This is a genomic window from Pelagicoccus mobilis, assembly GCF_016595505.1.
Taxonomy (GTDB): Bacteria; Verrucomicrobiota; Verrucomicrobiia; order Opitutales; family Opitutaceae; genus Pelagicoccus; species Pelagicoccus mobilis.
On record NZ_JAENIL010000041.1, the window covers coordinates 12,390 to 37,829 of the forward strand.

Below are 25,440 nucleotides of genomic sequence, written 5' to 3' on the forward strand. Positions count from 1 at the left end.
TCTCTTTGGAGGGGCGGCTTTTTTTTCTTTGTGAGAAAGGAAGGATCGACGATTAGAATGTCGGAACCATTATCGGTATCAGGCGTTCTCAGGTAACGCTACCCATGCGCTCTCTTCTCCTCAGTTTCTTGCTTTTCTGCTCCCTGCTTTGCGGTGAGGAGGGCGGTGCTGTGGATCAGGAGCCGGTAGAAGGGGCCCCGGTCTTTTTCGCTAATGAGCTGGTGGATGATCTGCCGCTGAAAACGGAGCTTTACTCGGTCTTTCCGTTGGTCGAGGTGGTCGGCTTTGACTACGAGTTTCGGGTGAACTCGTTGTATGGGGAATTTCGGGCTCGCGGCCGCGATGGGCTGGGCGAGCTTTTGAGGGAGATCGAGGCGATCGAAAAGCTTAATCGAGTGAGCCAAGGGGAGGCGTTTGCGAGCGCTTTATCCGATGGTTTCACGGAGCCTGTGATGACGACCTATGGGGTGGCCCGACGACCGGTGCGTTCGATCACAGGTTTGCCGGGTGGCATGGTGCGTTACCTCGGCGGTAAGGTTTATCAGGTGCGTCGCGGTTCTGGCAAAGTGATGGAAAAGGTGAAGGAGTTTCGGACCAAGGACTCGGAGCTGGAGGAGGAGCAGGCTGAGGTCGAAGAGGAGAAGGAGGGGCTGGGAAAATCGGCAGGTCGGTTGAGTCGGAAGCATTTGGGGCATGACAATGCCAAGCGCAAGTGGGCGCGCCGTCTAGGCGTCGACCCTTATTCGAACAACGAAGCGTTGCAGGAGGCTCTAGGTCGGATCGCTTGGGCGTCGAGTCTAGGAGGCTTCGCGGATGATTTTGTAGTGCCCTCTCATGAGGTTTTTTCCTATGCGGGGAAGGCGAGGGAGCTGGTTTGGGATCGGCCTGGATATCAGATCGAGCGCGAGATGGTAGGCATGCTCAAAAAGGATGGTGTTAGCAAGGAGCTGATACAGGAGTTTCGGGATGCAGATATGTTTTCTCTGACTGAAAAGCTGGAGCTGTGCTTGGCGTTTTGCGAGTTCGAGTCGGACCGTGCCGCCACGACGGGGCTGAAGTACGCTTTGGAGGTGGAGAGCGTGGAGGATGCGACTTTGTTTTTGGACACTGTCGAGTTGCTCATCCGTTACCACAACCAGGTGGGGCGACTTGTTTCGGTGGGTGACAAGCGTGGAATGATCTACGCGTATTCGATTAACGGTTACGAGATCTATCCCTTTGCGGTCGATTATCTGCACTGGACGCCATTGGTCTACGAGGCTCTGTTGGATGAAGAGCTCAAGGCTGAGAGGCGGGAGATTTGGGTTTCGGGAACCGTATCGCCTATCGCCAAAATGCGTTTAAGGCACCATGGCTGGCAGGTTTTCGACCAGGTGGGTCGCTAGGCTTTGCCGAGTAACGAGCGAGTGGCGAGCAGGTAGCCGTCGGTGCCGAGTCCGGTGATCACGCCGCGGGAGACTTCGGCCGTGAACGAGTGGTGGCGGAAAACTTCGCGAGTGTGGATGTTGCTGATGTGGACTTCGACCACGGGGAGGCCAGCTCCGCTGATCGCGTCGCGCAAGGCGACGCTGGTGTGGGAGTAGGCGGCGGGATTGAAGACCACGCCCTGGCAATCGGAGTCGGCGAGCTCGGAGAATTTGTCGACTAGGGCTCCTTCGTGGTTGGACTGGAAGAAATCGAAGGAGACATCCGGGAAGGCTGAACGCAACTCGTCGGCGATATCGTCGAGCGTTTTTGAACCGTAGATTTCCGGCTCGCGCTTGCCGAGTCGGTTGAGGTTGGGTCCGTTAAGTACTGCGATCTTCTTCATAGTGAAGGGTTTTGCTAGAGAAGAGCCGCTTTGTACATGCTGAAATTTTCTTTAGTCGACGGTGGAATCGATGGGGATTCCGAGTGATTCGTAGAGTTTGCGTCGTTCTGCCTTGTCGGTTGCAAGGACGCCGTGCGCGTGTTCGGCCACTTGCCGAGCGTGTTTGCGAGGAACGACGATCACACCGTCTCCGTCGGCCACGACGACATCGCCTGGCATCACGAGAACGCCGCCGACGACGATGGGGCGATTGATGGATTCGATCTCGTTCCGGCCTGGGCGGATGCCGCGGCCTTTCTGGCGGAGGTAGAGCGGGATCTTTTGGATGGCTACCTCGTCGGTGTCGCGAGCGCTCGCGTCGGTGACGACTCCTACGGCTCCTCGCTCTTTCCAAATCATGATGTTGTTGGATCCGATTGAGCCAACATCGGCTGATTCTACATCGTCGAGTACTACCACGGACCCAGGGAAGAGATGGTCGGTGAAGGGCTCTGAGGAGTAGTTTCCGTAGAACTGGTCCCGCCATTCGGTGAAGCTCTGGCCTTCCTCTGGGAACGCTCGACGCTGTGTTGGGACGTAACGGGCGGTAACGGCGATGCCTCGTATGATGTGGCTTAGGTCGCTACGATCGACCCAGTCCGGGTGAATTGCAGGATCAACGAGTCCGGTATCCACGAAACCGAGGGAGTCCATGCCGTCGGAGACATCGGCGACCCGGAGGTTGGCGTAGAGTTTGAGAATCTGGTCGTTCTCCTCTTGGGAGAAGGTTTCAGTTTCGATATAGTTTTGCGGCTGTCCCTTGGGACTTGCCGCCAAGGATGCGTGTAGGAGGAGGCAGGATGCTACGAGGGAGAGGGGAGTGAGTTTTCTGTTCATGCTTCGATGCGGTAATCGTTTCGTACCCTTCGAATCATGGCTAGAAATTCGGCGTTATCAAACGTGACGCCAACGCTTACTGTATGGTTAGAGCGGGCAGTCGGTTTTAATGAACTCCCACTGGAGTCCGAACTTTTTCGCGGCTTCTGCGGCGAGGGCGGAAATGCCGAAGGTCTCTGTGGCGTAGTGACCGCAGGCGTACACGTTGAGTCCGGCTTCTTGGGCGTAGTTGTAGTGATGCTGGCGGAGTTCTCCGGTAATGAAGGTGTCCGCTCCGGTAGCCTTAACCTGTTCGATGGCGCTTGCTCCGCTGCCTGTAAGGACGCAGATGCGGGTAGGGGCGCGGGAGCCGAACTCCATGGCGGAGAATTTCTGGCCGAAGAGGCCTTTGAGCGCGGCGCGCAGATCGGCTCGGGTGCTTTTCCAGCTGCCGATGAAACCGATGTCGGTGCCTTCGTATGGAAGGAAGGAGTCTGCGGGCTCGATGCCGAGCTTCTTGGCGAGGATGGCGTTGTTGCCGATCTCGGTGTGGGCGTCGAGGGGAAGATGGCAGGAGTAGACGGCGAGGTTTCCATCCACGAGAGTGCGGATTTTGTCGTACTCGGGGCCGACGAAACGCTTGGCCCCGCTCCAGAACATGCCGTGGTGCACGATGAGGAAATCGATTTTGGCTTCGACTGCTCGTTGGAAGGGGACGAGTCCGGCGTCGACTGCGGCTCCTATTTTAGTGACGACTCCGTCGTTGGCGAATTGCAGGCCGTTGAGGGCTCCGCTGAAATCTTTGACTTGGTGGGTGTTGGCGCGTTGGTCGCAGAAGGAGACGATGTCCGAAAGCTGGATCATGTGGGATCTGGAATTAGGGAAGAAAAAATAGAGGAGGGGAAAGGGAAGCGTTTGCACTCTGAGAGAGCAAGGAACAGTTATTCGCAAAGGAACTTTTTGGTCGCCAATAATCCCGCTTCGTAGGAGTCTGGTTGGCTTAGGACGACGACGCTATGTACGATGAAACCCATGACGAATCTCAGGCCCTTGCGGGCTCGCTGTTGCTGGCGCACCCGCAGTTGAAGGACCCGAATTTCGCAAGTTCGGTGGTGCTTCTGACGCAGCATGAAGATGCGGGGTCGCTAGGTGTGGTGCTTAACCAGAGCACGGGCAAGCGGCTGGAGGAGCTGAGCTCCGAGTTTTCTGATTGTGGTCTGGGGGATGTGCCGGTCTACGTGGGCGGTCCGGTTGCTCAGAACCAGATTATCTTGGCGGCTTGGAAACTGATTCCCGAGCAAGGGCAGTTTCAGTTGTACTTCGGCATGGAGCCTTTGGTGGCTCAATCGAAACGGGAGGCTGACCCGGAGCTGGTGTTCCGCGCGTTTAAGGGGTACTCGGGCTGGTCGGAGGGGCAGCTGATGGGTGAGCTCGAATCGAACGCTTGGGTCGTGACGGATGTGGATGCGGAGTCGATTTCGGAGCGGGATGGTCCGGATTTGTGGCGTCATCTTATTACGGAGGTAAATCCTGAGTTGGGGCTGTCGGCCTCCGTGCCGGAGGATCCGGGCAGCAATTAGCTGGTTCGACCGATTCTAGGGGAGATTCCTGGGGAGGGAATATTTCACGATTCCTCTATTGACAGGTTGGAACCGACTCGTTCTCTTTACGCCCCTTATGAAAGTAGTGTCCTCACTTAAGTCCGCCAAGACACGTCACCCCGACTGCCAGGTAGTGCGTCGCAAGGGCCGTCTGTACGTGATCTGCAAGACCAACCCGCGTTTCAAGGCCCGTCAGGGTTAATTCGCTTCTAACCGCTCAATTTTCGCCGTGAAAAAAGGTATTCATCCAGATTACAACCCAACCGTCTTCGTCGACGTATCGACAGGCAAGCAGTTCGTAACGAACTCCACAATCCCTGCCAAGGGTCACCAAACGGAGACTGTTGACGGCGTAGAGTGCGTTAAGGTATTCCGCGACATCACTATGGACTCCCACCCGGTATACACTGGCGAAAAGCGTTTCGTCGACACCGCTGGTCGTGTGGAAAAGTTCCAGAACAAGTTCCGCCGCCGTCGCTAATAGCCGCGAACATAGAATTTCCAAAACCCTCGAGAGCTTCTCGGGGGTTTTTTGTTGTCTCGCGCGAAGCATCTACTGATGTCTTAGCCCGAAATTTCAGCCATGCCGAAGAAACTCATTTTCATAGACTGTGATAGCACGCTCAGCTCGATCGAAGGGATCGACGAACTCGCCCGTTTTCGCGGTGAAGATACGTTTCGCGAGTGCGAGAACATGACCAACCGGGCGATGGACGGCCATATCGCGATCGAAGACGTTTACGGCGCTCGTTTGGATCTCATCAAGCCGACGGCTGGAGAGTGCGAGAAGATGGGGCAGCTCTATATAGATACGGTTGAACCGACAGCGGTTGAGTGCTTGGCCAAGCTTCGCGAGGATGGCTGGGAGCCGATCATCGTCAGTGGCGGCCTAACCCAAGCGATCGCTCCCTTCGCCAAGTTCCTTGGGATCGATAAGGTGAGAGCGGTTGATTTGATCTTTGATGCTGACGGCAACTATGCCGGATTTGACGGAAATTGCCCGACTTCTCGCATGGGCGGCAAGATGAAGGTGATCGATGCGGATCGTGCGGAGTATGCCGAATCGGTCGCGGTCATGGTAGGGGATGGTTCCAGTGATTTGGAGACGCAGCCATTTGTGGACCTTTTTATCGGTTACGGCGGCTACTTGGAGCGGACAAAGGTGAAGGCGGAAGCCAAGCAGTTCGTTTACAAGTTGAGCGAGATCCCAGCGTTGCTCCCTTAGGATGCTTAAGGACTGGATAGACGCTGCTCGCCCCAAGACGTTGCCGGCTGCGGTGGTGCCCGTTTTGATGGGAACCGCGGAAGCCAAGCGAATGGGATTTTTCGATTGGTGGCCGGTTGTAATCTGCCTGGTCTTTTCAGTTCTCGTGCAAATCGCCACCAACATGGCGAACGACTATTACGATCATATCCGTGGAGCGGATACGAAGGATCGGCTGGGGCCTGAGCGATTGGTTGCGAGCGGAAGGATCGAGCCTAGGGCGATGTTGATCGTGTCGCTTTTGGTGTTCCTCGTCGCGTTTCTGATTGGACTCAATCTTGTCGCTTATCGAGGCTGGGAGTTGTTAGTGGTTGGAATCGTGTCTATTGTTTTTGGATACGGATATACGGGTGGCCCATTCCCGCTGGCGTACAAGGGGCTCGGTGATGTCTTTGTGGTTTTCTTCTTCGGTCTCGTTGCCACGATGGGGGCGGTCTATGTCATCACGGGAGAACTTACCATGCAGGCGGGGCTGCTCGGTCTCTCATTGGGCCTGTTAGCGAACAACATTTTGGTGGTGAACAACTACCGTGATCGAGATACTGACAAAGCGGCGAACAAGATGACCTTGATCGCTCGCTGGGGGGCTAACTTTGGCTTGGCCCAGTATCGTGTGCAGTTGGTGGGAGCTTACTTGTGTTTAGCTCTTTATGTGACTTCGACGGGCGAACCTTGGCATGCTTTGCCATTGTTGATCCTTCCCTTGGGGCTGCGGCTTGCTGCGGCTTTGGAAACGACAGAAGGAAAGGCGCTGAACGGGGTCTTGGCCAAAACTGCCGCGTTTCTCTTGTTGTACGGAGTGCTCAGCGCGGGATCGATTGTTGCGGGAGTTTAGCTTAAGAATCTAACAGGATTTTCACATCGGATTGTTTTCCGAGCCTTGTTGATTTCGGATTCGTAGATAGACTGATAAGCTTCTGAGCGAAATCGCTAGATGTTTCTTCGATCGATATCGGCGAGTCTGTGCGACTTTGCTTGGAGTAACGACGAATCCCGATGCTTGTAGGAAGAACAGTTATTTATGGGGGGGCGCTGTATGTCCGGCGCTTGTTTGCTGTGTACATATCGCTCGTAGGCGGATCCTTCTGTCTTGCCGCTAGTGATGCTCAGGACCTCTTCGATCTTAGCTTCGAAGAACTGCTGAACGTAAAGATTACAACGGGCAGCCTGACTGATTTTGTTGCGAAGCATTCGCCTTCTGCGATCACAACGATCCAACGCGAGCAAATCGAGCTCTCGGCGGCCCGAAACATTGCCGGGGTTTTGGAGGAGCATGTGCCGGGAATGATGCTGATGACGCACACAGCTGGAGACAAGATTGGGATTCGCGGTTTAATTGCCGCTGAGAACTACAAGTTGCTGCTGCTTGTGAACGGGGTGAACGTTACCAACAACGTTTACGAAGGCGCGATGATGGAGCTGGATCAATGGGAGCTTGGTGACATCGAGCGTATCGAGGTTGTGAGAGGTCCTGGTTCGGTCACGTATGGATCTGGCGCAATAGCAGGGGTGATCAACATCATCACAAAATCGGCGAGGGAAGTCTCCGGTGTAAGCGAGTGGAGTGTCTCCTATGTGCCGGAGTATCACGGCAAGGGATTCAGTTTTCAGGCGGCTAAGCAACTTGGCAGCTGGAGCTCTTACTTTTTTGGTTCCGTCCGCGAGTCGGACGGACTGCAGAACCCAGACTATTTCCAACTGAGACCAGATGCGGCCTCCGATATTCGTTACGTTGGTAAGCGACCCACGGATGTTAAAGGGCCGCAGCCGTACCTAGGAGACACTTTGGACGAGCCTCAGGTAAAATTACACTTAGATCTGGATGATGGGAGAAATTTTAGGGTTTGGGCGCGCTACACCGAATCCGGACAATCGCATACATTCACTACGTATTCTGCTTTTTCGGATAAGGACGGTAATCTCGTTTCGGATACGCCGACGCGAAAACGCTCTATTCGGAATTTCGTGGTGAGCCCAGAGTACGAATCGGAACTAAACGACAAGTGGGGATTGACGCTTCGAGCCAGCTTGGATGCGCAGGAGTATATTCGCTACGACTTCAGGAATGTAGATTGGCCAGAGGACCATCCTAACAATATTCGAGACTACGCGTTTTCTCAGGAGCGGCTTGTTGCCTCCGCTTTATTTGATTATGATGACGGTGAGTCTTTGAAGGTGGCGACGGGCTTCGAGTATAACCGGACTGGCGTTCATGCTCCTTGGGGAAAGAACTCTGACCACATTTGGGTACGGGAAGGTCTACATTTGGTGAGTGATGCGGATACGAGCATTTACCTCCAGTATCCTGATGCGTCGAGACGTCCCTCTCTGGATGCTCTGGAAGAGGTTGGTGGCGGATTGGACTTTGATACTTTTACACAGTTGAGCGAAGTCACCTACGACCTCCGAACTGGGGCGCGTATCGTCTATGCCCACCGTTTGGATTTTCCAGAGATTTCGGATACGATGTTTGCTCCGCGATTGTCTTGGATAGCAGATTTCTCTGAGGAGAGCACGCTTCGCATTAGTGCACAGCGGTCTTTGCGAATGATGCCGTTACGGGCCCAGTATTTGTTTGATAAATACGACCGATCTGAATCGATGTCAGGTCGAGATCATGAGTCGCTCGATAGCTTGGAGGTCGCGTTCACAAAGTTAGTAAGTGATTCCTTCCTGTTGGATGTGAATGCGTTTTACAACGATTCTGACACTGTTGGCTACACGGGACAGGATTTGCAGTTTCTTGGCGATTTGCAGTTGTGGGGTGTTGAGTTGCAGGGGCGGTTTCAGTGGGGAAACACAGAGCTTATAGTCAATCATTCGTATATCGACTTGCTCGATATGGCTATGAACCCGGAGCTAAAGACGGGAGAAAATCGTAACAACATTTCGTTCTCGGACTATTTCTATTACACTGGAGGGGACGTTCCCATTCTATTGGAAAGCTACGGTAGTGGCTTGAATAACTGGTCTAACAATTCGACGCGTCTGATCGTCACTTCGAAATTCCTAGATGATCGATTGATCGTAAGGTTGTCGGCACGTATGAACTGGGACTATGAGGGATCATATGACGAGATTGAGATGTATCAACGAGCGTATGACACTTTTGATACCTCGAGTCTTGACGCAGACGACTTGGTTGCGTTCGAGAGACAACGGACCGAGTTCGAGCGAGAACGGGGCTTTCTGGATGCGGAGGACGCTTACCAAAGTGACGTTCATTTCAATGCATCCCTAAGCTACCGCTGGGACCTGAAGCAATCGTCGGAGTTAGTCGCATCGCTCTTTGTGGAAAATCTCTTTGGCGAGGAAAAGCGCTATCATGTTAGCACCGGTTCGAGCAATTATTACCCATCACGCCCAGTGTTCGTTGAGGAGCCCACGAGTGTTGGCTTGCGGGTTTCAGTTCGTTATCGTTAAGCCTCTTTCCAGAGGCGTTTGAATGTGGCGATGTCTTTTCTCATTGCCTCGTAGACTGCGTCGCGGCTGATGGATAGTTCTCGTTTCCCTTTATCCGCTCCTCCGAGATCGTATTCGTAGTGCATGGAGATGGGGACTTCGATGTTCGAGGTCTTGAGAAGGCGGAAGTATTTTTTGAAGTCTACCATGCCTTCTCCCAGCGGTGTATTGAAAAGTTTAGTACTGCTGCCTTTTCCTTCCCATCTGAAATCCTTGATCGCGATGGATCGGATGCGTGGGGATATGAGGCGGTAGCCGTTTGGCCAGGAGCGGCCTCCTTCGACTGTGGCGTGCCGGATATCGTACTGAGCTCCCATGTGGCTGGGAAGAGATCCTTGAAGGATTTTCCAAACCTCCCAGATGGAGGCTCCAACAAGGAACCCGGAGTGGTTTTGGTAGCAACCGGTAAGCCCCAGTTCTTTGTTGAGCTCGCCTAAGGCGACAATCTTTTGTCGGCAACGTTCGAGTGTCTCGGGGAGGGGCGACTCTTTGTTGTACCGATACCAGTTCATCCTGTAGTGGGTTATTCCTTCGCTTGCAGCGGTTTTGAGGACCAGTCGGTCGAGTGGCTTGGACGCGTCGTCCACGGCGGTCGTCATCATTTTTAGGTCGAGCCCTTCTGCTCGAACTGCCTCAGCTGCTCGAGGCAAATCCGTATCCACTTTTTCAGGAAGGACATGGCCGCGGGGGCGAACTGTTAGGTCGATCCCATCGAACCCGATCTCTTTTGCGACTTTGGCCATCTCTTGGTAGTCGAGAAACTGGAGATGCTTGGAGAAAAGGTTCAGTTTTGGGGGGCTGTTGTGCTTGGCCGCGCGACTTGCGGAGGGGAGGATCGAGGCGGCAGTGAGCAAGGCTCCTGTCTTGAGAAAGGATCGGCGATTTTGGGGTATCATCGATTTTTAGCGTAAGGCGATCAGGTGCGTCGGGTAAAGATTTGAGTCGTTGGAAGCTGCCTCAGTTTCCCGGTTGCGCTTCGAAAAAGACTCGAAACCTGAAATAGTGCGCTTTTGTTCCGCTGAATGTTCAAGGAAGGGCGAGAAAATCGAGTTTGAGAAGCTGTTTTGTAAGTCGCGATTCATGAGGAGGATATGTTCGAGAAGGCGAATTGTTTAACGGGGCTAGTGAGAAATACTTCTCTAATGGTTTGCTCTCGATCTAATTTTCCTAAATCAAGTCAGCGGTCAGTCAGTATATCTGCTGATGTCACATTAGTTGTCTAACTAGCGGTAGCTAGACTTCTTGACCCGTCGATGCCGAGCGCGTCGGCGGGTTTTTGGTTTTTGGGTAAGTTAGCTCCTTCTCCTTCGTTTCGAAAATGAGCTCAAAGTTCTGACCAATAGTCTAATTGTGGCGTCCGGTGTTTGAGAATATAGTTTTGTTCTATATTTTGTCTTCGTTAACCCCATCTGCTGTTGTGACTCCTTTCTACCGAGCTCTGTTTGTCGGCCCCATTCTTTTTCTGCTATCCTACGCTCCTGTGTGTGTGGCGAAGGAGCGTCCTAACATTTTGATCGTTCTGACTGATGACCAGGGGCGAGATGATTTCGGTTATCGAAATCCGTATGTCTATGAAACGCCTTACTTGGACAGGCTTCGTTCCCAGTCGCTCGAGTTCAGCCGGTTTTACGTGAACCAGACTTGCGCGCCGACTCGGGCGAGTTTGTTGACGGGGCGCCACTTTTTGGAGACGGGCGTGTGGGGCGTGCATGGGGGCCAGGACTATCTGAATCTTGACGAGACTACCTTCGCCGAACGGCTCTTGGAATTGGGTTACGCGACAGCTTTTTATGGCAAGTGGCATAGCGGGAAGACTGATGGTTACTTGCCTTGGGATAGGGGCTTTGAGGAAGGGGAGTTGGCCCATCTTTACAGGCATGAGAATGGCATCTTCTACACTCGAGAGGGGGAGGTGCGTACAAAGGGGTGGACTGGGCGGTCCCTTGCGGAAAAGGCGTCGCAGTATTTGCGAGCTCGCTCGAAGGCCGGGGATGGCCGTCCGTTTTGCTTGTATCTCTCAATGTTGGCTCCGCATGGGCCATGGTATGCTCCTGAGGAGAGGGTAACGAAGTATAGGAAACGTGGATACTCGAAGTCGTTAGCCGAGTTTGCGGGAATGATCGAGGAGCTCGATGGGAACATTGGGCGTGTTTTGGAAGCGTTGGATGAATCGGGATTGGCTGATGATACGGTTGTTCTCTTCTTTTCCGACAATGGTCCGATCATGAACTCGGGTCGCAAGGACATGGCGGATCATGTGGGGAAGGATTGGGAACTGCGAAACCCGAGCCAGTTGAGGGGAAACAAAGGAACGGTTTATGAGAATGGCGTTCGAGTGCCCTTGTTCGCACGTTGGCCGGGGCGGATTCGTGCAGGAGAGTCGACGCAACTCTCTCATGTGGTGGACATCTTTCCGACTCTTCTGGAGCTGGCTGGGGAAAGGCCGGATGCGCGGAAGGGGGACGCTCCTTTGCGTGGTCACTCTCTGCTACCTGTTATGCTGCATGGGGCGGAGCTGCCCCCTCGCTCTTTGTTCATCGCTTCTGACCATGCTCAGGTTCCCGGTGGGCGTCATCGTTACGACTTTTTGAGTAGCGCTAAGTTGCTAGAGGGTGAAGTGCAGGATTTGGCTTTGCGTGAGGGAAATCGAAAGCTTGTTAGGCGTGGCGGGAGGATCGAGTTGTTTGACATTGAGAACGATCCGAGCGAGTTGAGGGATCTTTCAAAGGTCGAGCCGGAGGTGAGCGAACGGATGAGTCGCCAACTGTTGGATACGTTTGAATCCATCCGTGACTCCGGACGTGCGTTCCAAGCCCCGGTTTTTCGAATCGGGGTGGATGAAGACCGGGCGAGCTTCGTGTTCGCATGCGCTCCGAGCGAGCTGTATGGGTCAGTCAAATACGGTAGCCACGCCACGACGGGGTGGGCTCGGGTGGGCGATGGGCAGGCGCATCGTGTCGATGTCGTTCAAGAGGGCTGGTTCTCGGTGATTCTTCACGTGGCAGGGGGAAAGAAAGGGGCTCGAGTGAAGATCGAGGTCGGAAAGTCGAGTCTCGTAGGAGATTTGACGGAGGGAAATCGCACCAAGCTTGGCCGCATTTATTTGGCGAAGGGAGATGGCGTCTTGAGCTGTGTATTGAAGTCTCTTTCTGCGGATGGTGGGGTGTTCGAGTCGCTTAAGGCGATTGAATTTATCGGGGACGGGGCGACGCAGGGCGCTTTTTATTCCTTCTAGAGTGATTGATGGTTGAGCGCAGGTTGATTTCTCTGAGCGAGAAAATAACTCAATTTAAGGGTAATGGGTATCATTGTGGCATGCCTGTCTTTTCGCTATTTTGCTCTAATAATATGACGATTTCCAACTTTGCTCGATTCTTTCAATTTAGTAACGGGCTGCGAGTCGCTTTAGGTTGTCTAACTAGCGGTAGCTAGACTGCTTAGCCCGTCCTCGAGTAACCGAGGACGGGCCTTTTCTTGCTTAGAAAAATGTGGAAAGGAGATTTCAGGAGTCTTGTGGGGGCCTGTCGCAAAAACTCCTAAATTTAGGTGTGAAAATTAAAGAATGAGAATTGGTGCGAAAATTAGCACAATTGAGCGACAATCAGCCTCATTGAGAGAAAGCTGGGGGTTTGTTAGTCTCGATACTGAGTTAAGAAAAACTACCCCAACATGCATCCCTTATGCAGGCGCCATGTGTGCCCAACTTCATCGTGTCTGCATTGCAGTGGTTTGGGGGTAACTCGGTAACAAGAACTAACCCAAAACCATGACTAGAAAAACCCACCCTAATAGTGTGCGGAGTCGATCCATTATGCGTGGAATCGGTTCGGTCTCACTCGGAGCGGCGCTCATTGCTCCCTCGCTTCTTCTTGCTCAAGAGGATGAAGAGGAAGAGGTCTTCGAACTCTCTCCATTTACTGTAGATGGTTCTCAAGATGAAGGCTACCGTGCTACCAGTACTCTTGCTGGTTCACGTATTCGAACTGATCTGAAGGACGTCGGCGCAGCTGTCACCGTTATCACCAAGGAGTTTCTTGATGATCTTGGCGCTGTCGATAACGAGACTTTGCTCGCCTACACGCCAAGTATGGAAGTTGGCGGTACCCACGGAAATTTCAGTGGCGCTAGCGGCGATAGCAACTTGAGCGAGCGTGACACGTTCAACAATCCGAACGGAAACACTCGTGTCCGTGGATTGGCTCGTGCTGACAATACAAGGAACTTCTTCCTCTCGGATGTACCGTGGGATGGATACGTTGTCGATCGTGTGGACATGTCGCGCGGTCCGAGTGCGATCCTCTTCGGACTCGGTAGCCCAGCAGGTGTCATCAACGCCACGACACAAGATGCGAACTTCAGTGATGAGAAAAAACTGGAGCTGAAATTCAGCAAGTACGGTAGCATGCGAGCAATGGCTCGTACGAACTTCGTTCTTATCGAGGATCAGCTGGCAGCCAAGGTCGCTGTCGTCAGTGATCGCCAGAAGTTCCGTCAGGATCCTGCATTCGACGATCGTGAGCGAATCTATCTTGCTGCGAAGTGGAAGCCGAACTTCTTGAACGGCGACGGTAAACGCTTCTCTTTGAAGGGGAACTTCGAGCACGGTAACGTAAGAAGTAACCGTCCGCGTGTCCTAACGCCAAAGGACCACATCACGCCATTTTTCAATCCGGTTGGTCGTGATGAAGATGGCAACTATCCGGCGACTCCAGGCGTAGGAAAGGGAGTCTTTGACCCTGCTCTCGTTCGCTTGGGTGAGCTCGATGAGCTGGGGCATGGTCAGCTGAACAAGGAAGTGAACGTAAATGGCGAGGATATGCTGAATCCTTACTGGACTCCGGTTCTTGGAAACTACGCTCAGCTCTTTGGTGGACCTCTCTTCGTCTACGACACTCCAGGAGGAGGTCTTGATCGCGTTCTCATAACCGAGCCACATTTCCGTGGAGCTCTTGGTCCTGATGGTGAAGTTGATGACGCCTTCGACAATTACCCGTACACGAGAATGACCTCGATTGGTGGATACGGTGGCTATGCCAACAACGTTCAACTGCCTGGATACGAATTCGGACTCTACAAAGACTACCATTTGAGTGATCCATCGATCTTCAACTTCTACAACAAGTTGATCGATGGTCCCAACAAGAACGAGTGGTCTGATTGGGATGCTTTGAATCTCAGCCTGGAGCAAACCTTCCTGAACGATAAGGTAGGTTTCGAAATATCTTACTACGATCAGCAGTACACTGAAGGTCGTGTGAGCCTCAGCACTAAGGACGCAATCTATGTGGATACAAACAGCCACTTGGCAGATGGATCGGTAAACCCGAATGCTGGACGCCCGTTTATCTCGGATGCGTTCCAAAGTGGAAACCGATTCGCTACCAAGGATCGTGATTCTTACCGTATTACCGCGTTCGCCGAATACGATTTCCGAGATCACTCTGAAGGTTGGTTAGCTCGTATTTTTGGCAAGCATCGCGTCAATGCAGTGAAGTCGGAGGAGAATGTATTTACGGATACGCGTTCTTTCCATCGCTACCGCATGGAAGAGGCTTACTACGAGTACACAGGCGCTGTGCGTTGGTCAGATAATGCGAATCAGCCAAACACCACCCACTACATCGGACCGGCCTTGTTTGATTACGATTCTGCAGCTGGCTTGAATCTTTCCAATCTGACCGGGATGCAGTTGCTCCCATCCACTGCGGATGTTCGCTACTTCGATACAACTTGGACTGCCAATGTTGATCCTGGCGCTGAGTGGATCACTCCTGACGGCGATGTTAGCACTCAGTCCGAAAACTGGGATAACTATGCCGGTTGGACTACGCGTTCCTTTGGCGTGGTCGATGCCCTCCAGGGGGACAACATGGATACAATGACGGGCAATGCGAATTTGTCTGAACTCACTGTCCAATCTGAAGTCGCTGTATGGCAAGGTTGGTTCCTCAACGACTCTATCGTTGGTATGTACGGTGTAAGAACGGATGATACTTCCTCCAATGTGTTTGGAGCTCCACGTATCGAACCTGATTCGCCTGAAGCGATTGCTGGCGGGCCTGTCGGCTTTGTTGACGTGAGCCCTGAGGTGTACCGCTTTACCGCTGATCCACGTGAGGATTCCAAATCATCCACCAGCTATAGCATCGTGACTCACGTCGACGCGCTTCCTGGCATGGATTGGTTGCCGGTGAATGTCAGCCTCAGCTACAACGAGTCGGAGAACTTCCAGCCTGCCGCTTCTCGCGTAGACATGTTCGGGCATCCGTTGGATGTACCAACAGGTGACACTGTAGACAAGGCGATCAGCATCTCTACCAAGGACCGCAAGTACTCCCTCAAGATTACAGATTATGAGACAACCTCAAATCTCAGCAACTCCTCATACATCCCTGGTACTTGGATGGTCGGACGCTTTGTTGCTTGGGGTGAAAACTGGGCCAACGTTCACCAGTACAATATCGACAATGGTTGGACGCTCGCCGGCGTAGGAGACAAGAAGGCTTGGCGCTGGAACATGAAGAATCCAGACGGTATCTTCGACCAGGAGTTCGAGGACAAGGCGATCGCAGACTGGCGTGACTTCGTTGACGCGATTCACACCGAGTTTCCTGATTATACCGAGGCCTGGAGTCTCGATGATCCGGGAGGCGAGCCGAAGTTCTATCACACGATCGATCCGGCTGGTTTGACCTACACCCAGGACGCAGTTTCCAAGGGCCGGGAATACGAATTCCATGCACGTATCAACGACAACTGGAACCTAACCTTCAACGCTGCCCAAACACACGCTGTTCGTAAGAATGTTGGGGGTGAGGCGATGATCGAGTGGGTAGCGTTCGTGGATAAGTGGTTCAATGAAACCAACGCGGGCGACATCCGTATTTGGTCCGGTGGCGGTCCGTCTATCAAGCAGACATGGCAAAGCGCGTTCCGTTCGAACTATGCCCTTACTGAGCTACTCGAATCGACTGCGAGTTCCGAGTTGCGTGAGTGGCGCTTTAACGCGGTGACTCGCTATGGATTCAAGGACGGTCGTCTGAAAGGCCTGAACATTGGTGGTGCAGTGCGTTGGGGTGATGATCCGATCCTTGGATACGCTCCGATCGAGACCGAAGATGGCTCCCTGAGCTACGATTTGGATAACCCATACATGGGGCCAGACGATACGCAGATCGACTTCTTCACCAACTACACGAAGAAGCTAAAGAACGGTACTCGCTGGAAGATGCAGCTCAACATTCGTAACCTCTTCGCTGACGACAAGTTGATCCCGTTGAGTGTTCAACCGGACGGAACTCCAGCAGGATTCCGCATCCCGTCCGACCGCACTTGGTCGATCACCAACACCTTCGACTTCTAGTCGTAAGTTCTAGTCTATTACCCAAACGTAGATTTGGGTTGTGGTAAAAACCAGGCCGTTCCTGTTCGTGGGGACGGCCTGTCTATTCTTGGTGGGGAGGTAAAGTCATTTATTTAGGTGACATGACAAAACTCACACTTTCCGTAGGATAGGCCGTGTTACTAGCAGACTGATTTTGTAACTGAGGCAGGTAGAGTGAAAGAGCGGCTGTTTGTCCTCCTATGTTTGGGGAGAACTTTGTTCGATTGAATTCTGCCCTCCGGAATTTGAATAGAAAAATGGATACGCGAACATCTTTTAGAATTTATTTTCTAGCGACCGCCATGCTGCTGTCTTTTCCGATAGTGCAGAATAGCGAAGGTTTAGAGCTTGGAGAACACACGGTGAAGCTCTCGACGCAGGCTTTGGTGATGGGGCGCGATTTTGGAAACGACAACCAAGGTTCAAGTGGCAGCGTTTCGGCGACTGTTGATTTCGGGTGGCGTCCTGCCGAACGGCTTGAGCTGGACGGACAGTTTGTGCAAGTGAACCAGATCTATCAAGAGGGACGAGCGGATGCCGCTTACTGGCTTTCTAATGATGATGAAACAGTGTTAAATGGTTTGTCCCTAAAGTATGATTTCAGTTCGGAGATGGATCGTTCTTCGGTGTTGAAACTCGGTCGGATTCTAGACCACTACGATTTCTTTCCCAGCTACAAGAATGCTCGGCACAAGGTGCAGGCATTTGAAGGGGGTGTTTGGAAAACTGATCTGGCAGAGGGGCTGTCGCTCGATGTTGGGCATATCGAACGCTACAGTTCTTGGTCGAGTCGGGAAGGTGGACCCTCGCCGGTAAATGGTGACTTCATTACGCTCAGTAAGCGTTTGGGAAGAAGTGGAGGCGATTCAGGAGTCCAGTTTCTGTCTTCCGACTATCAAGCTGGAAAGTATTCACTGACAGCATACGATTATTATGCGAAGGACTTGTACAATAATTTCGGCTTCAAGGTTTCACGTGTCCTCAGTCCTGACAATGCGAAGGGACAGTGGTCGGCCCGTTTTCGCTATGATCGGCAAGACGGGGACTCAGGAGGCTTTCTGGCGGGGCACGAAGCGGAGGTGATCGAAGCTACTGTTGGTTTCAAGAAAGACTCCTACTTCTGGAATGCAGGTTGGACCCATGTTGGCTCATCCGCGTCCTACCTCGCTCCTTTCCGAACATCGCACGAGATCGACATGAGCTTCATGTGGTACACGAACCAGTACGAAGTTGGTACCGACTCGTTCCACTGGAAAGGCGTTTACAAGAAAAAGGGGTGGGTCTTCTACGGTTTGCTGATCCACGCAGATCATGTGAATCGGGATGAAAGTGAGGCTAACCTCGTCATCCGCAGAGTCCTCGAGAACAATGTATGGTTCGCTCTGTTTGGTGGATACGGTCAGCGTAACTTCGACGATGCTGTCATTGAAGACGGCTGGGGCCGTGATCTTCGCTTCTATGCAGGTTGCTCGTTCTAGTGCAGTGCATAAGGTTCTGCCTCAACTCAATTACAATTGAGACAGTGTTCGCGACCTTCTAGACCAAACCTTTTTGCGGTCGGTGTTACTTGACCTTGCCTGTCGACGTTACGGGCCAGTCGTCGGTGCGGAAGGGGGTGACGGGGAGCCCGTTGCGGTCGAAGAGGTTTATGACTGGGTTTTGAGCCCAACCGTAGCGGACGGCTACTGGCAGCTCGATTTCGTCGCTCCAAACTTCGATTGTGTTTTGGTCGATGATCTTTGCTTGGGCCCAGACGAAGCTCTGGTCTTCGCCAGCGATTGAAAATCCTTTGATCTCTTGAGTGTCGAAGGCCCAAAGACCGCCTCCGCTCACATGATCGAGTGTGACGCGGATTCGGTTTCCGTTGATCTCGGAGTAGCTGTATCTAGGGCTTTGATACGATATGTCGTGTCCGTGAATATTTGCGAGCGGCCAACGAACGAGTCGGCTCGCAACCGTCTTCTTGTTTCTTGGATGGATATCTCGGCCTTCTCCGATGTCGATGATTACAGCTTGACCGGAGTTCGGGAGCACGTCCATCGAGAGGGTTTGAGCCTCGCGGAGTTCGGCCCAGCCGCTATCTCCTGGAGTATCGACTTCTTCCTGCCAATCAGCGAGTTGAACCCAGTAGAAGGGGAAGTCGCCTTGCCCCCAATTGTCTCGCCATGTTTCAACCATGAGTGGGAACAGATGGCGGTATTGCTCCGCTCTGTCTCCATTTGACTCACCTTGGTACCAGATTACTCCACGGATTCCGTATCCGGATAATGGATGTACCATGCCGTTGTAGATGTTTGAAGGACGGTGCTGGCCAGTTATGGGGTGTACTGTCTTGTTCCATTCCATGGGCTCCCCTTTAAAGCCAGAAGCGGCCCACTCGTTATAGCGTTTTACGTAATCCTCGTAGGCGACTTGATCGAAGTTTGTTACTCGCTCATCCCAGTGGTTCAGCATTTCCTCGAAGCGACCATCGTTTTCCAGCTTCTCTCGTGGTACCCAAGCCTCGGCCGCTGAACCTCCCCAGGCATTGTCGATCAGTCCGATGGGGACTCCGAGGGCAGCGTGAAGGGTTTGGCCATAGTAGTAACCTACGGCGGAAAAGTGTGGTGCGGTATCAGGTGAGCAAACTTCCCATTGCCCTTCGAAATTGTCTTGAGGCTGGTCGGTCCCATGGTTGGGGACGTGAAGAAAACGGATTTTAGGGTGGTTGGCAGCTGTTGCCTCGACCTCTGCTCCGTAAGATAGGCGCACTGGCCATTCCATGTTTGACTGACCGGAGCAGAACCAGACTTCGCCAACGAGCACGTCTTCAATGGATACAGTGCTGCTGCCTTTGATCGTTATGGTATGGGGACCACCTGCTGGAAATGCTGGAAGTTCGGTCCGCCAGTTGCCTTCCTTGTCCGCTTTTGTGGATACTTTTTTTCCGCCGATTGAGATCTTTATCTTCTCGTTTGCCTCAGCGGTCCCCCAGATCGGGTTTTCCTGATCGCGTTGAATGACCATGTGGTCGGTGAAGACATTGGGTAGGGAAATGTCAGCGATCGCCGGGATTGTGAGTAAAAAGGAGGCTGCGATGAGCGAAATGGTCGGTTTCATAGGGGGGAGTGGGTTTTCTAAACTCGACTTAGTCCACGCCCCCCGGAACTGACAACGGAAATTGCGCTCTTGCTTAAGGATCGACAGCTTCCGCTCTGAGTCCGTCTATGTGTAGGTCGTAGGTGAGGTTACCTTCGTTGGCTGATGCATAGATGCGGAACCCGAGGTAGTAGGTGCCGGCTTCCCCAGAGGTGAAAGTGTATTCCGCCTCGGTTGTGTTCCACGTATCGGTATCGGTGCGTTTCCACGCGCGCTTGCCGTTCAGGACCTGGTGGCTGTCGGCATCGTAGATCGAAAGTTCGGTTTGGTAGGAGTCTCCTCCGCTCATATTGGCGGCTCGGTGGTGGGCGGTGAATGAGAGCGTTTCTCCGCCCTGTATGTTGAACGTGCCACCCTCGTTTCGAAGGTTGATAAGAGAAGAGCCTGCTGGAAACGTTATGTTAATACTATGGTCCCCTTCGCGAACGACAGTCGATGAGGCTGAGACTTTGCTGGCATCTCCGTCGACTGTCCATCCGGAGCCGTTGCCTCGCTCTCCGTCGTGATTGCTCGAAGCTTTGATACGGTTTCCGTCTACGATAATCGGGTTGGGGATTGGCCAATCTGAAATGGGAACGATGTCTCCGCCGTCTGATGTTTTGAGAGTCGGGGTGTAGCTGAGCCGAATTTCCTTCCCGGATTCTACTTGGGCAGGGAGGGTGATCAGGATCGTTTGGGGATCGTCTTCTTGGCGTCCGATTGAGTCTATGGTGACGGGCTGTGAGTCAATGATGATTTCAAGGGCAGCGGCTTCCTGTGCTGGGTTGTCAATTTCGTGAGTGTACTCGAGGAGAATTTGGCTCCTCTGTGAGATCAAGGTGGCGTAGAGAAGGTTTGCGCTTTGGGGGTGCGGAACTTCTTCGCGGGGGCCAGCGTCGGAGGAACGGAAGAATTTGGAGTCAGATTCTGCCGAGTGTGTGAACTTGCCATCAGATATGTGCCCTATGGCTCGTGGCTCCCAGGTTTCCAGATCGTTTGAAGATTCGATCTTCACCCTCAAACCCTCGGGGCCCTGGGCTTGGACTTCAAGTTGTCCTGATTTGTCAGCTATGCCGAGGTTGAGTGTCGGGTCATAGTCCCCGAGCGTATTCACTTTTAGGATCATGCTACTGACGTGACCGACTGTATCGGGGAATCTCGCAACGAGAGTGTTGGTTCCTTGGATGAGTGTGTTGTAAGGTACTGGAATTTCAATTACGCCAAAAAAGTCATCGCGTCCTGTTTGATCGTAGCCTGCGTAATTATCTGGGACGGTGAGGGCGTTTCCGTTTAGGGTGATCGTTGGTTTTTTGGAACGGGAGTGTGGTCGCCCAATTCCCATGCGTAGTGATGCGGTCCCTTCGTCGATTTCGAGCCCATCGAATTCGAATGTGATCGCTTGATTCGTGGAGATTGGCTGAAGGTAGGAGTTCGGGTGATATTCCTTTACCGTGACCTTTTTTTCAAAACGGATAGGTGCACTGTATTTGTATGCCAATACAGCGGTCCCGTGAGGCGAGAGTGTTATCGAACCGGGAGCGGTGTTGGAAGTTTCATCGGAGTAGTCGGGAGCCTCCAGGTCGTAAATTTCAAGTTGCTTGATTCGGACGCTTTCGAAGTCGTCTACTGATTTGAGTATTGAAAGTGAAATAGTGTGTTCGATCTCGTCGTCCAGATTGTTGAGGCAAACGTAAGCAGTGTCGCCATCGACGAACGTATCTACTTGCACGTCGGGATTGTCTGAGGAGACGAACGCTCGCTTGCCACGCACATCCTGCCAGAGTTCATAGAACCTGGCTTTTTCGGTTAGCTGGAAGCTGCCGACGGTGAAAGAGGTGATATTTCCTTCGTTGTCCTTCGTTACCTGAATTTCTTCGGGAACGGGGCGCCAGAGAGCGGGGGTGTATGGGTGGAAGTTGGGAGCGGCTAAATACCATTCCGCAAATCCCGTAATGAAGGGGATCGATATCTCAAGTCGGTCTTGCCGGTTGAAGAGCTCGAATATGATGTGGTTGATTGAACGTAACGATTGGGCGCTCTTCTCTGGACTGTAGGCGTCCGGGTAGCCGTCTTCGATACCTCCGTATTCAGTAATCGCATGCGGTTTGACGATGCCCCACTTCTGGAAGCTGTAGGTTTCGATCAAGTCGAGAATGGCGCGCGAGTTATTGCCCGAACGCTGGGAATCTTGCCCTTGTACATTAATGCCATCGTATAGGTGGGTGGCAAAAGCGTCCATGTGTTCTCCCGCGATGTCCATGAACATCTTCATGCGAGTTTCCCAATGGTCGAAGTCCCACTTCTCCATAGAAGGCCATGCCGAGGAGTAACCAACCACTTTTGTGGGGACGTTTTTCGCGTGCATGGCTTTACCCACCTCTGCAAAGAGCTGCGCCATTTGTTCGCGGACCTTAACCTGGTCGTTCGTCCCAAACTCATCGGCGTGAACGAAGGGTTCGTTCATGGGCTCGAAAAATTCGGGGCGAGACTCGTCGTCGAAGTAGTACTTGAAATAGTTGGCTGCCCATTCGCCCGCGGCGGCGAAGTCGTCGTCAAGTTTGAAGGCGTCTCTTGGGTGTTGGGTGCGAACGTTTCGTCTGGTGCGATAGGGATATTTTGATGCGTTGCGGGAATTGGCGATCGCGGCGGCACCGGCGGTTTTCGCGTCATCTTCGCTTGGATACGGGACACCCGTCTTGTGTTCTCCGTAGGGGCCCCAGAAACCGCGGCCGAAATTGATGTTCATGTCCTCAGCCCATTCCCGCCATTCTCCTTCCAACCGGCGGGTATCCCAGGTTGTGTGGATGTTGAAGTACTTAGCCCGATCAAGCTCTGAGACGTCGCTCAGGTAGCGTTTGGTAGTTAGGTCAATCGTTACCTCGGCTGCGAACAAAGACGCAGTTAAACTGGCGATAGAACAACAGGACAGTGCGAAGCGAAGGGGGGAGGGGCGGTTTGTGATAGGCTGCATGAGCCCTTATTATAGCCGCTTCGCGTTCGGGAGGTTCAACCCGAATTAGATGGAGAGTTTTCGGATATAGGGGGAGTATTCAGGTCATTGCAGTTCTTCTTCAGTCCGAAATCGCGCAATTGCGGTATGCTTCGGCGAGGAGGGAAATCGGGTGTCGTACTTCGATTTTTGGGAAAACTGCGTTCTGGATTTGAAGGTGGCAGCCGGGATTTGCAGTGGCGACGATATCGCTTCGAGTATCTCTGATGTGGCTCGCTTTTTGCGATTGCAGCTGGCCCGCCTGCTCGGGCTGAGTCAGGTTGTAGATGCCAGCGCTGCCGCAACAAGTGTCTGCGTCGGTAAGTGGAACGAGGGTTAGATTCGGGATCGCTTTGAGGATTTCGACCGGCTGTTGGCGAACTCCTTGTCCGTGATTGAGATGGCAGGAGGGGTGATAGGTTACTTGTTTCGCCACGGGGAGTGGACCAGGAGGGCAGAAGCCGATCTCGCAGAGCCACTCGTGAATGTCTTTCACTTTTGAGTCCCAGGTTTTTGCTTTGTTAGCGTATTCAGAATCATTAGACAGAAGATGAGCGTAGCGTTTTAAGTGGCTGCCGCAACCGCCGGCGTTGCTAATGATGGCGTCTACATTCTCGAGATCGTAACTGTCGATATTTTTCCGCGCGAGTTGCTTGGCCAGTTCTTCTTCGCCGTTATGACTGTGTAGCGACCCACAGCATGCTTGGTTGGGTAGCGTTAATACTTCGCATCCATTGACCAGCAGAACATCCGCCGTATCGCGATTCAGTTCGCTTAGAATGAGGTCTTGGACGCAACCGGTAAGAAGGGCCACACGGTATCGTGGCTTCTCGGGAGGCGATTCGGATTCCGCAACCAACTCATGAGTGAAGGATTCGCGGATTCGAGGAGCGAGTGGTTCGAGTTCTCGGAGTTTTTTGGGTAGAAGTTTAAGGATGCCGGAGGCGCGGACGAGTTTTTCGAGCCCGAGATTCTGATAGATCCAAAGCGCGCGTCCCGTCAGCCGAAGGAGCCTCGGGTGAAGAAAGAGAGTTCTTATGGTGATCCATCGCCAGAATCTACGTTCAGATGTATCCAAAATTCTATTCTCTTCGATGTCTGCTCGGGATGCCTCAAAGAGACTTGCGTATTCGACTCCCGCTGGACACGCCGAAGTGCACGCTAGGCAACCGAGACAGTAGTTCATCTCTTCGGCGAACGCCTCCTTTAGCTCAAGCTCTCCATCTGCGATTGATCGCATAAGGGCGATGCGTCCACGAGGGCTGTTGCGTTCGAGTCCTGTCGTGTTGTATGTCGGGCAGCTCGGAAGGCACATCCCGCAGTGCATGCACTGTTGCAGGACGGAGTAATCCATTTCAGCTAGGCGAAGCTTAGACATCGAAGGTTTTGCCCGGGTTGAGGAGGTTTTGAGGATCAAGGGTTTTCTTAATCTGCTTCAAGAGCGTGTAACTGTAATCTTGATACTGATCGTGAAGATGAGCCTTTTTTGCGAGTCCGACTCCGTGCTCACCGGTGATGGTACCCCCTAGTTCGAGAGTCTTCTCGAATAGGTCTTCAAGGGCTTGATGCACGCGTTTCATTTCATCTGCATCACGTTCGTCTGCGAGGATTGTGGGGTGCAGGTTCCCATCGCCAAAGTGTCCAAAGCTCGCGATCTTTAGATCGTGTTTTTCCGCGGTCTTTTGCACAAAGCGGATCATCTCCGCTAGTTTGTCGCGAGGGACGGTGACGTCTTCGAGAATGGTAGTGGGTCGAATGCGGGCCAGAGCGGCGAAGGCGCTGCGCCGGGCGGTGGCGAGTTGGTTGGCTTCCTCCTCGTTTTTGGCTGTTTTCGTTTCGCGAGCGTTGGATTGGGCAAGGATATTCTGAATCTGCTCGGCTTCCTCTTCGACTTGAGCCGGGTGCCCATCTGTCTCGATCAGAAGCACTGCTTCGCAATCAGTGGGGAGGCCGGCTTGAGCGAAGTCTTCGACGCATTGGAGAGTGAATCGATCGACGAACTCCAGGGTGCAGGGGATTATCTTAGCCGCGATGATTTTCGAGACTGCCGCTGCTGCGTCTTCCATTGAGTCAAAAAGCGCAAGCATGGTGCGGCGAGCGACGGGGCGTGGCACGAGCTTGAGTAGAATCTGTGTGATCACCCCGAGGGTTCCTTCGCTACCGATGAATAGGTCCTTCAAATTGTATCCGGCAACGTCTTTGACGCACTTGTTGCCCAACCAGATTGTTTCGCCGTTTGGGAGAACGGCTTGCATTCCCATGACATAGTCGCGCGTGACGCCGTATTTGAGCCCGCGAAGCCCTCCAGAGTTATTGGCTACATTTCCTCCGATTGTGGAGATTTTCATTGAACCTGGATCGGGTGGATAGAGTAGGCCTTCTTTGGATACGGCTTGATTGATTGTCTCCGTAACGACGCCTGGCTCGACGAGAATGGTGAGGTTTGCTGTGTCGAACTCCAAGATCTTGTTCATTCGTTGAAGGCAAAGCACGATCCCATTTTCGGAGGGAATGCTTCCACCGCTCAATCCGGTCCCTGAACCGCGGGTTGTGACTGGAATGTCGCGTTCCGCCGCGAGTCGTAATACCTTGGATACGTCTTCGGCGGATTCCGGGAAGACGACTGCTAAAGGTCGCTGCTTGAGTCCGGCCGTGCCATCGTATCCGTAGACGATGAGGTCTTCGGCGGAGCTAAGGATTTGTTCCGGGCTAAGCAGCGATTCGAGGGCTTGTGGGATGGGGGCTACCATTTTGATAGTTCGAAGTTGAGGACAAAGCGAAGATCAGGCGATAAGGAACGTCGTCCTGCTGTTTTTGATCTGGTTCAATCGGATAGAGGATCGCGGTTTTGGGCTTGTCGGTCATTTGTCCTACGCGTCCATGCTGCGTGATGGGGGAATCACGTGAAAAGGGCGAAATATAAGGGTTTTTGCGGGGATTTGAATTTGTCTTCAGCCT

General features: G+C 52.9%; 17 protein-coding genes and 1 pseudogene. 10 read left to right on the forward strand and 8 right to left on the reverse strand.

The annotated features are described in order from the left end of the window. The first annotated feature begins 104 nt into the window (after positions 1-104). Positions 105-1,385, forward strand: coding sequence for a hypothetical protein (locus JIN87_RS19640; protein ID WP_200357320.1), 1,281 nt, complete (start codon positions 105-107; stop codon positions 1,383-1,385). Here JIN87_RS19640 and aroQ read toward each other — a convergent pair. The 3 genes from aroQ to JIN87_RS19655 all read right to left on the reverse strand — a co-directional run bounded on the left by aroQ (position 1,382) and on the right by JIN87_RS19655 (position 3,529). Next, positions 1,382-1,810: a type II 3-dehydroquinate dehydratase gene (aroQ, locus tag JIN87_RS19645; RefSeq protein WP_200357321.1), complete on the reverse strand. Its 429-nt coding sequence runs from the start codon at positions 1,808-1,810 to the stop codon at positions 1,382-1,384. The genes JIN87_RS19640 and aroQ overlap by 4 nt on opposite strands. A gap of 51 nt (positions 1,811-1,861) precedes the next feature. Continuing rightward, positions 1,862-2,686, reverse strand: a complete 825-nt coding sequence (locus tag JIN87_RS19650; RefSeq protein ID WP_200357322.1) for an RraA family protein — start codon at positions 2,684-2,686, stop codon at positions 1,862-1,864. A gap of 87 nt (positions 2,687-2,773) precedes the next feature. After that, positions 2,774-3,529 carry a Nif3-like dinuclear metal center hexameric protein gene (locus JIN87_RS19655; protein WP_200357323.1) on the reverse strand — a complete coding sequence of 252 codons (756 nt, stop codon included), beginning with the start codon at positions 3,527-3,529 and terminating at the stop codon, positions 2,774-2,776. 152 nt (positions 3,530-3,681) lie between these two features. Between JIN87_RS19655 and JIN87_RS19660 the strand changes: the two genes are divergently transcribed. The 6 genes from JIN87_RS19660 (at position 3,682) to JIN87_RS19685 (ending at position 8,953) form a co-directional block, all read left to right on the forward strand. Beyond that, entirely contained in the window at positions 3,682-4,245 is a 564-nt protein-coding gene (locus tag JIN87_RS19660) for a YqgE/AlgH family protein (protein WP_200357324.1), read from the forward strand. Between the two features lie 97 nt (positions 4,246-4,342). Next, a complete protein-coding gene (gene ykgO / locus JIN87_RS19665) occupies positions 4,343-4,468 on the forward strand; it encodes a type B 50S ribosomal protein L36 (RefSeq protein WP_083794514.1) in 126 nt (41 codons plus the stop codon). 27 nt (positions 4,469-4,495) lie between these two features. Continuing rightward, the gene (locus JIN87_RS19670; protein WP_200357325.1) at positions 4,496-4,747 is read left to right on the forward strand and encodes a type B 50S ribosomal protein L31; all 252 of its coding nucleotides are present in this window, start codon (positions 4,496-4,498) and stop codon (positions 4,745-4,747) included. A 102-nt stretch (positions 4,748-4,849) separates the two neighbouring features. Then, positions 4,850-5,491: an HAD-IB family phosphatase gene (locus JIN87_RS19675; RefSeq protein WP_200357326.1), complete on the forward strand. Its 642-nt coding sequence runs from the start codon at positions 4,850-4,852 to the stop codon at positions 5,489-5,491. Between the two features lies 1 nt (position 5,492). Further along, positions 5,493-6,365 (forward strand): 1,4-dihydroxy-2-naphthoate polyprenyltransferase, encoded by an 873-nt coding sequence (locus tag JIN87_RS19680; RefSeq protein WP_200357327.1) that lies wholly within the window; start codon positions 5,493-5,495, stop codon positions 6,363-6,365. Positions 6,366-6,526: 161 nt separating this feature from the next. After that, a complete protein-coding gene (locus tag JIN87_RS19685) occupies positions 6,527-8,953 on the forward strand; it encodes a TonB-dependent receptor plug domain-containing protein (RefSeq protein WP_200357328.1) in 2,427 nt (808 codons plus the stop codon). On the opposite strand, the gene JIN87_RS19690 is transcribed toward JIN87_RS19685, so the two are convergent. Beyond that, positions 8,950-9,888 carry a TIM barrel protein gene (locus JIN87_RS19690; protein WP_200357329.1) on the reverse strand — a complete coding sequence of 313 codons (939 nt, stop codon included), beginning with the start codon at positions 9,886-9,888 and terminating at the stop codon, positions 8,950-8,952. The genes JIN87_RS19685 and JIN87_RS19690 overlap by 4 nt on opposite strands. A gap of 521 nt (positions 9,889-10,409) precedes the next feature. Between JIN87_RS19690 and JIN87_RS19695 the strand changes: the two genes are divergently transcribed. The 3 genes and pseudogenes from JIN87_RS19695 (at position 10,410) to JIN87_RS19705 (ending at position 17,854) form a co-directional block, all read left to right on the forward strand. After that, positions 10,410-12,227: a sulfatase-like hydrolase/transferase gene (locus JIN87_RS19695; protein ID WP_200357330.1), complete on the forward strand. Its 1,818-nt coding sequence runs from the start codon at positions 10,410-10,412 to the stop codon at positions 12,225-12,227. A 576-nt stretch (positions 12,228-12,803) separates the two neighbouring features. Then, a pseudogene (locus JIN87_RS29085) lies at positions 12,804-13,307 on the forward strand (TonB-dependent receptor plug domain-containing protein); the annotation flags it as partial. A gap of 3,326 nt (positions 13,308-16,633) precedes the next feature. Then, positions 16,634-17,854 carry a hypothetical protein gene (locus JIN87_RS19705; RefSeq protein ID WP_200357332.1) on the forward strand — a complete coding sequence of 407 codons (1,221 nt, stop codon included), beginning with the start codon at positions 16,634-16,636 and terminating at the stop codon, positions 17,852-17,854. An 85-nt stretch (positions 17,855-17,939) separates the two neighbouring features. Here the strand turns inward: JIN87_RS19705 and JIN87_RS19710 are convergent, their stop codons facing one another. The 4 genes from JIN87_RS19710 to JIN87_RS19725 all read right to left on the reverse strand — a co-directional run bounded on the left by JIN87_RS19710 (position 17,940) and on the right by JIN87_RS19725 (position 25,232). After that, complete coding sequence (locus JIN87_RS19710; RefSeq protein ID WP_200357333.1) at positions 17,940-19,475, reverse strand: sialate O-acetylesterase; 1,536 nt, start codon at positions 19,473-19,475, stop codon at positions 17,940-17,942. A gap of 73 nt (positions 19,476-19,548) precedes the next feature. After that, positions 19,549-22,464: a hypothetical protein gene (locus JIN87_RS19715; protein WP_200357334.1), complete on the reverse strand. Its 2,916-nt coding sequence runs from the start codon at positions 22,462-22,464 to the stop codon at positions 19,549-19,551. Positions 22,465-22,564: 100 nt separating this feature from the next. Further along, complete coding sequence (locus JIN87_RS19720; protein WP_200357335.1) at positions 22,565-23,860, reverse strand: (Fe-S)-binding protein; 1,296 nt, start codon at positions 23,858-23,860, stop codon at positions 22,565-22,567. Beyond that, positions 23,853-25,232 (reverse strand): FAD-binding oxidoreductase, encoded by a 1,380-nt coding sequence (locus JIN87_RS19725; RefSeq protein WP_200357336.1) that lies wholly within the window; start codon positions 25,230-25,232, stop codon positions 23,853-23,855. The genes JIN87_RS19720 and JIN87_RS19725 overlap by 8 nt, the downstream gene beginning before the upstream one ends. Positions 25,233-25,440 lie beyond the last annotated feature (208 nt).

What these genes read in the sequence shown, in the direction of transcription:
- JIN87_RS19640 (WP_200357320.1), top strand. Translation starts at nt 105, where the DNA reads ATGCGCTCTCTTCTCCTCAGTTTCTTGCTTTTCTGCTCCCTGCTTTGC.
- aroQ (WP_200357321.1), bottom strand. Translation starts at nt 1,810, where the DNA reads ATGAAGAAGATCGCAGTACTTAACGGACCCAACCTCAACCGACTCGGC.
- JIN87_RS19650 (WP_200357322.1), bottom strand. Translation starts at nt 2,686, where the DNA reads ATGAACAGAAAACTCACTCCCCTCTCCCTCGTAGCATCCTGCCTCCTC.
- JIN87_RS19655 (WP_200357323.1), bottom strand. Translation starts at nt 3,529, where the DNA reads ATGATCCAGCTTTCGGACATCGTCTCCTTCTGCGACCAACGCGCCAAC.
- JIN87_RS19660 (WP_200357324.1), top strand. Translation starts at nt 3,682, where the DNA reads ATGTACGATGAAACCCATGACGAATCTCAGGCCCTTGCGGGCTCGCTG.
- ykgO (WP_083794514.1), top strand. Translation starts at nt 4,343, where the DNA reads ATGAAAGTAGTGTCCTCACTTAAGTCCGCCAAGACACGTCACCCCGAC.
- JIN87_RS19675 (WP_200357326.1), top strand. Translation starts at nt 4,850, where the DNA reads ATGCCGAAGAAACTCATTTTCATAGACTGTGATAGCACGCTCAGCTCG.
- JIN87_RS19680 (WP_200357327.1), top strand. Translation starts at nt 5,493, where the DNA reads ATGCTTAAGGACTGGATAGACGCTGCTCGCCCCAAGACGTTGCCGGCT.
- JIN87_RS19685 (WP_200357328.1), top strand. Translation starts at nt 6,527, where the DNA reads ATGCTTGTAGGAAGAACAGTTATTTATGGGGGGGCGCTGTATGTCCGG.
- JIN87_RS19690 (WP_200357329.1), bottom strand. Translation starts at nt 9,888, where the DNA reads ATGATACCCCAAAATCGCCGATCCTTTCTCAAGACAGGAGCCTTGCTC.
- JIN87_RS19705 (WP_200357332.1), top strand. Translation starts at nt 16,634, where the DNA reads ATGGATACGCGAACATCTTTTAGAATTTATTTTCTAGCGACCGCCATG.
- JIN87_RS19710 (WP_200357333.1), bottom strand. Translation starts at nt 19,475, where the DNA reads ATGAAACCGACCATTTCGCTCATCGCAGCCTCCTTTTTACTCACAATC.
- JIN87_RS19715 (WP_200357334.1), bottom strand. Translation starts at nt 22,464, where the DNA reads ATGCAGCCTATCACAAACCGCCCCTCCCCCCTTCGCTTCGCACTGTCC.
- JIN87_RS19720 (WP_200357335.1), bottom strand. Translation starts at nt 23,860, where the DNA reads ATGTCTAAGCTTCGCCTAGCTGAAATGGATTACTCCGTCCTGCAACAG.
- JIN87_RS19725 (WP_200357336.1), bottom strand. Translation starts at nt 25,232, where the DNA reads ATGGTAGCCCCCATCCCACAAGCCCTCGAATCGCTGCTTAGCCCGGAA.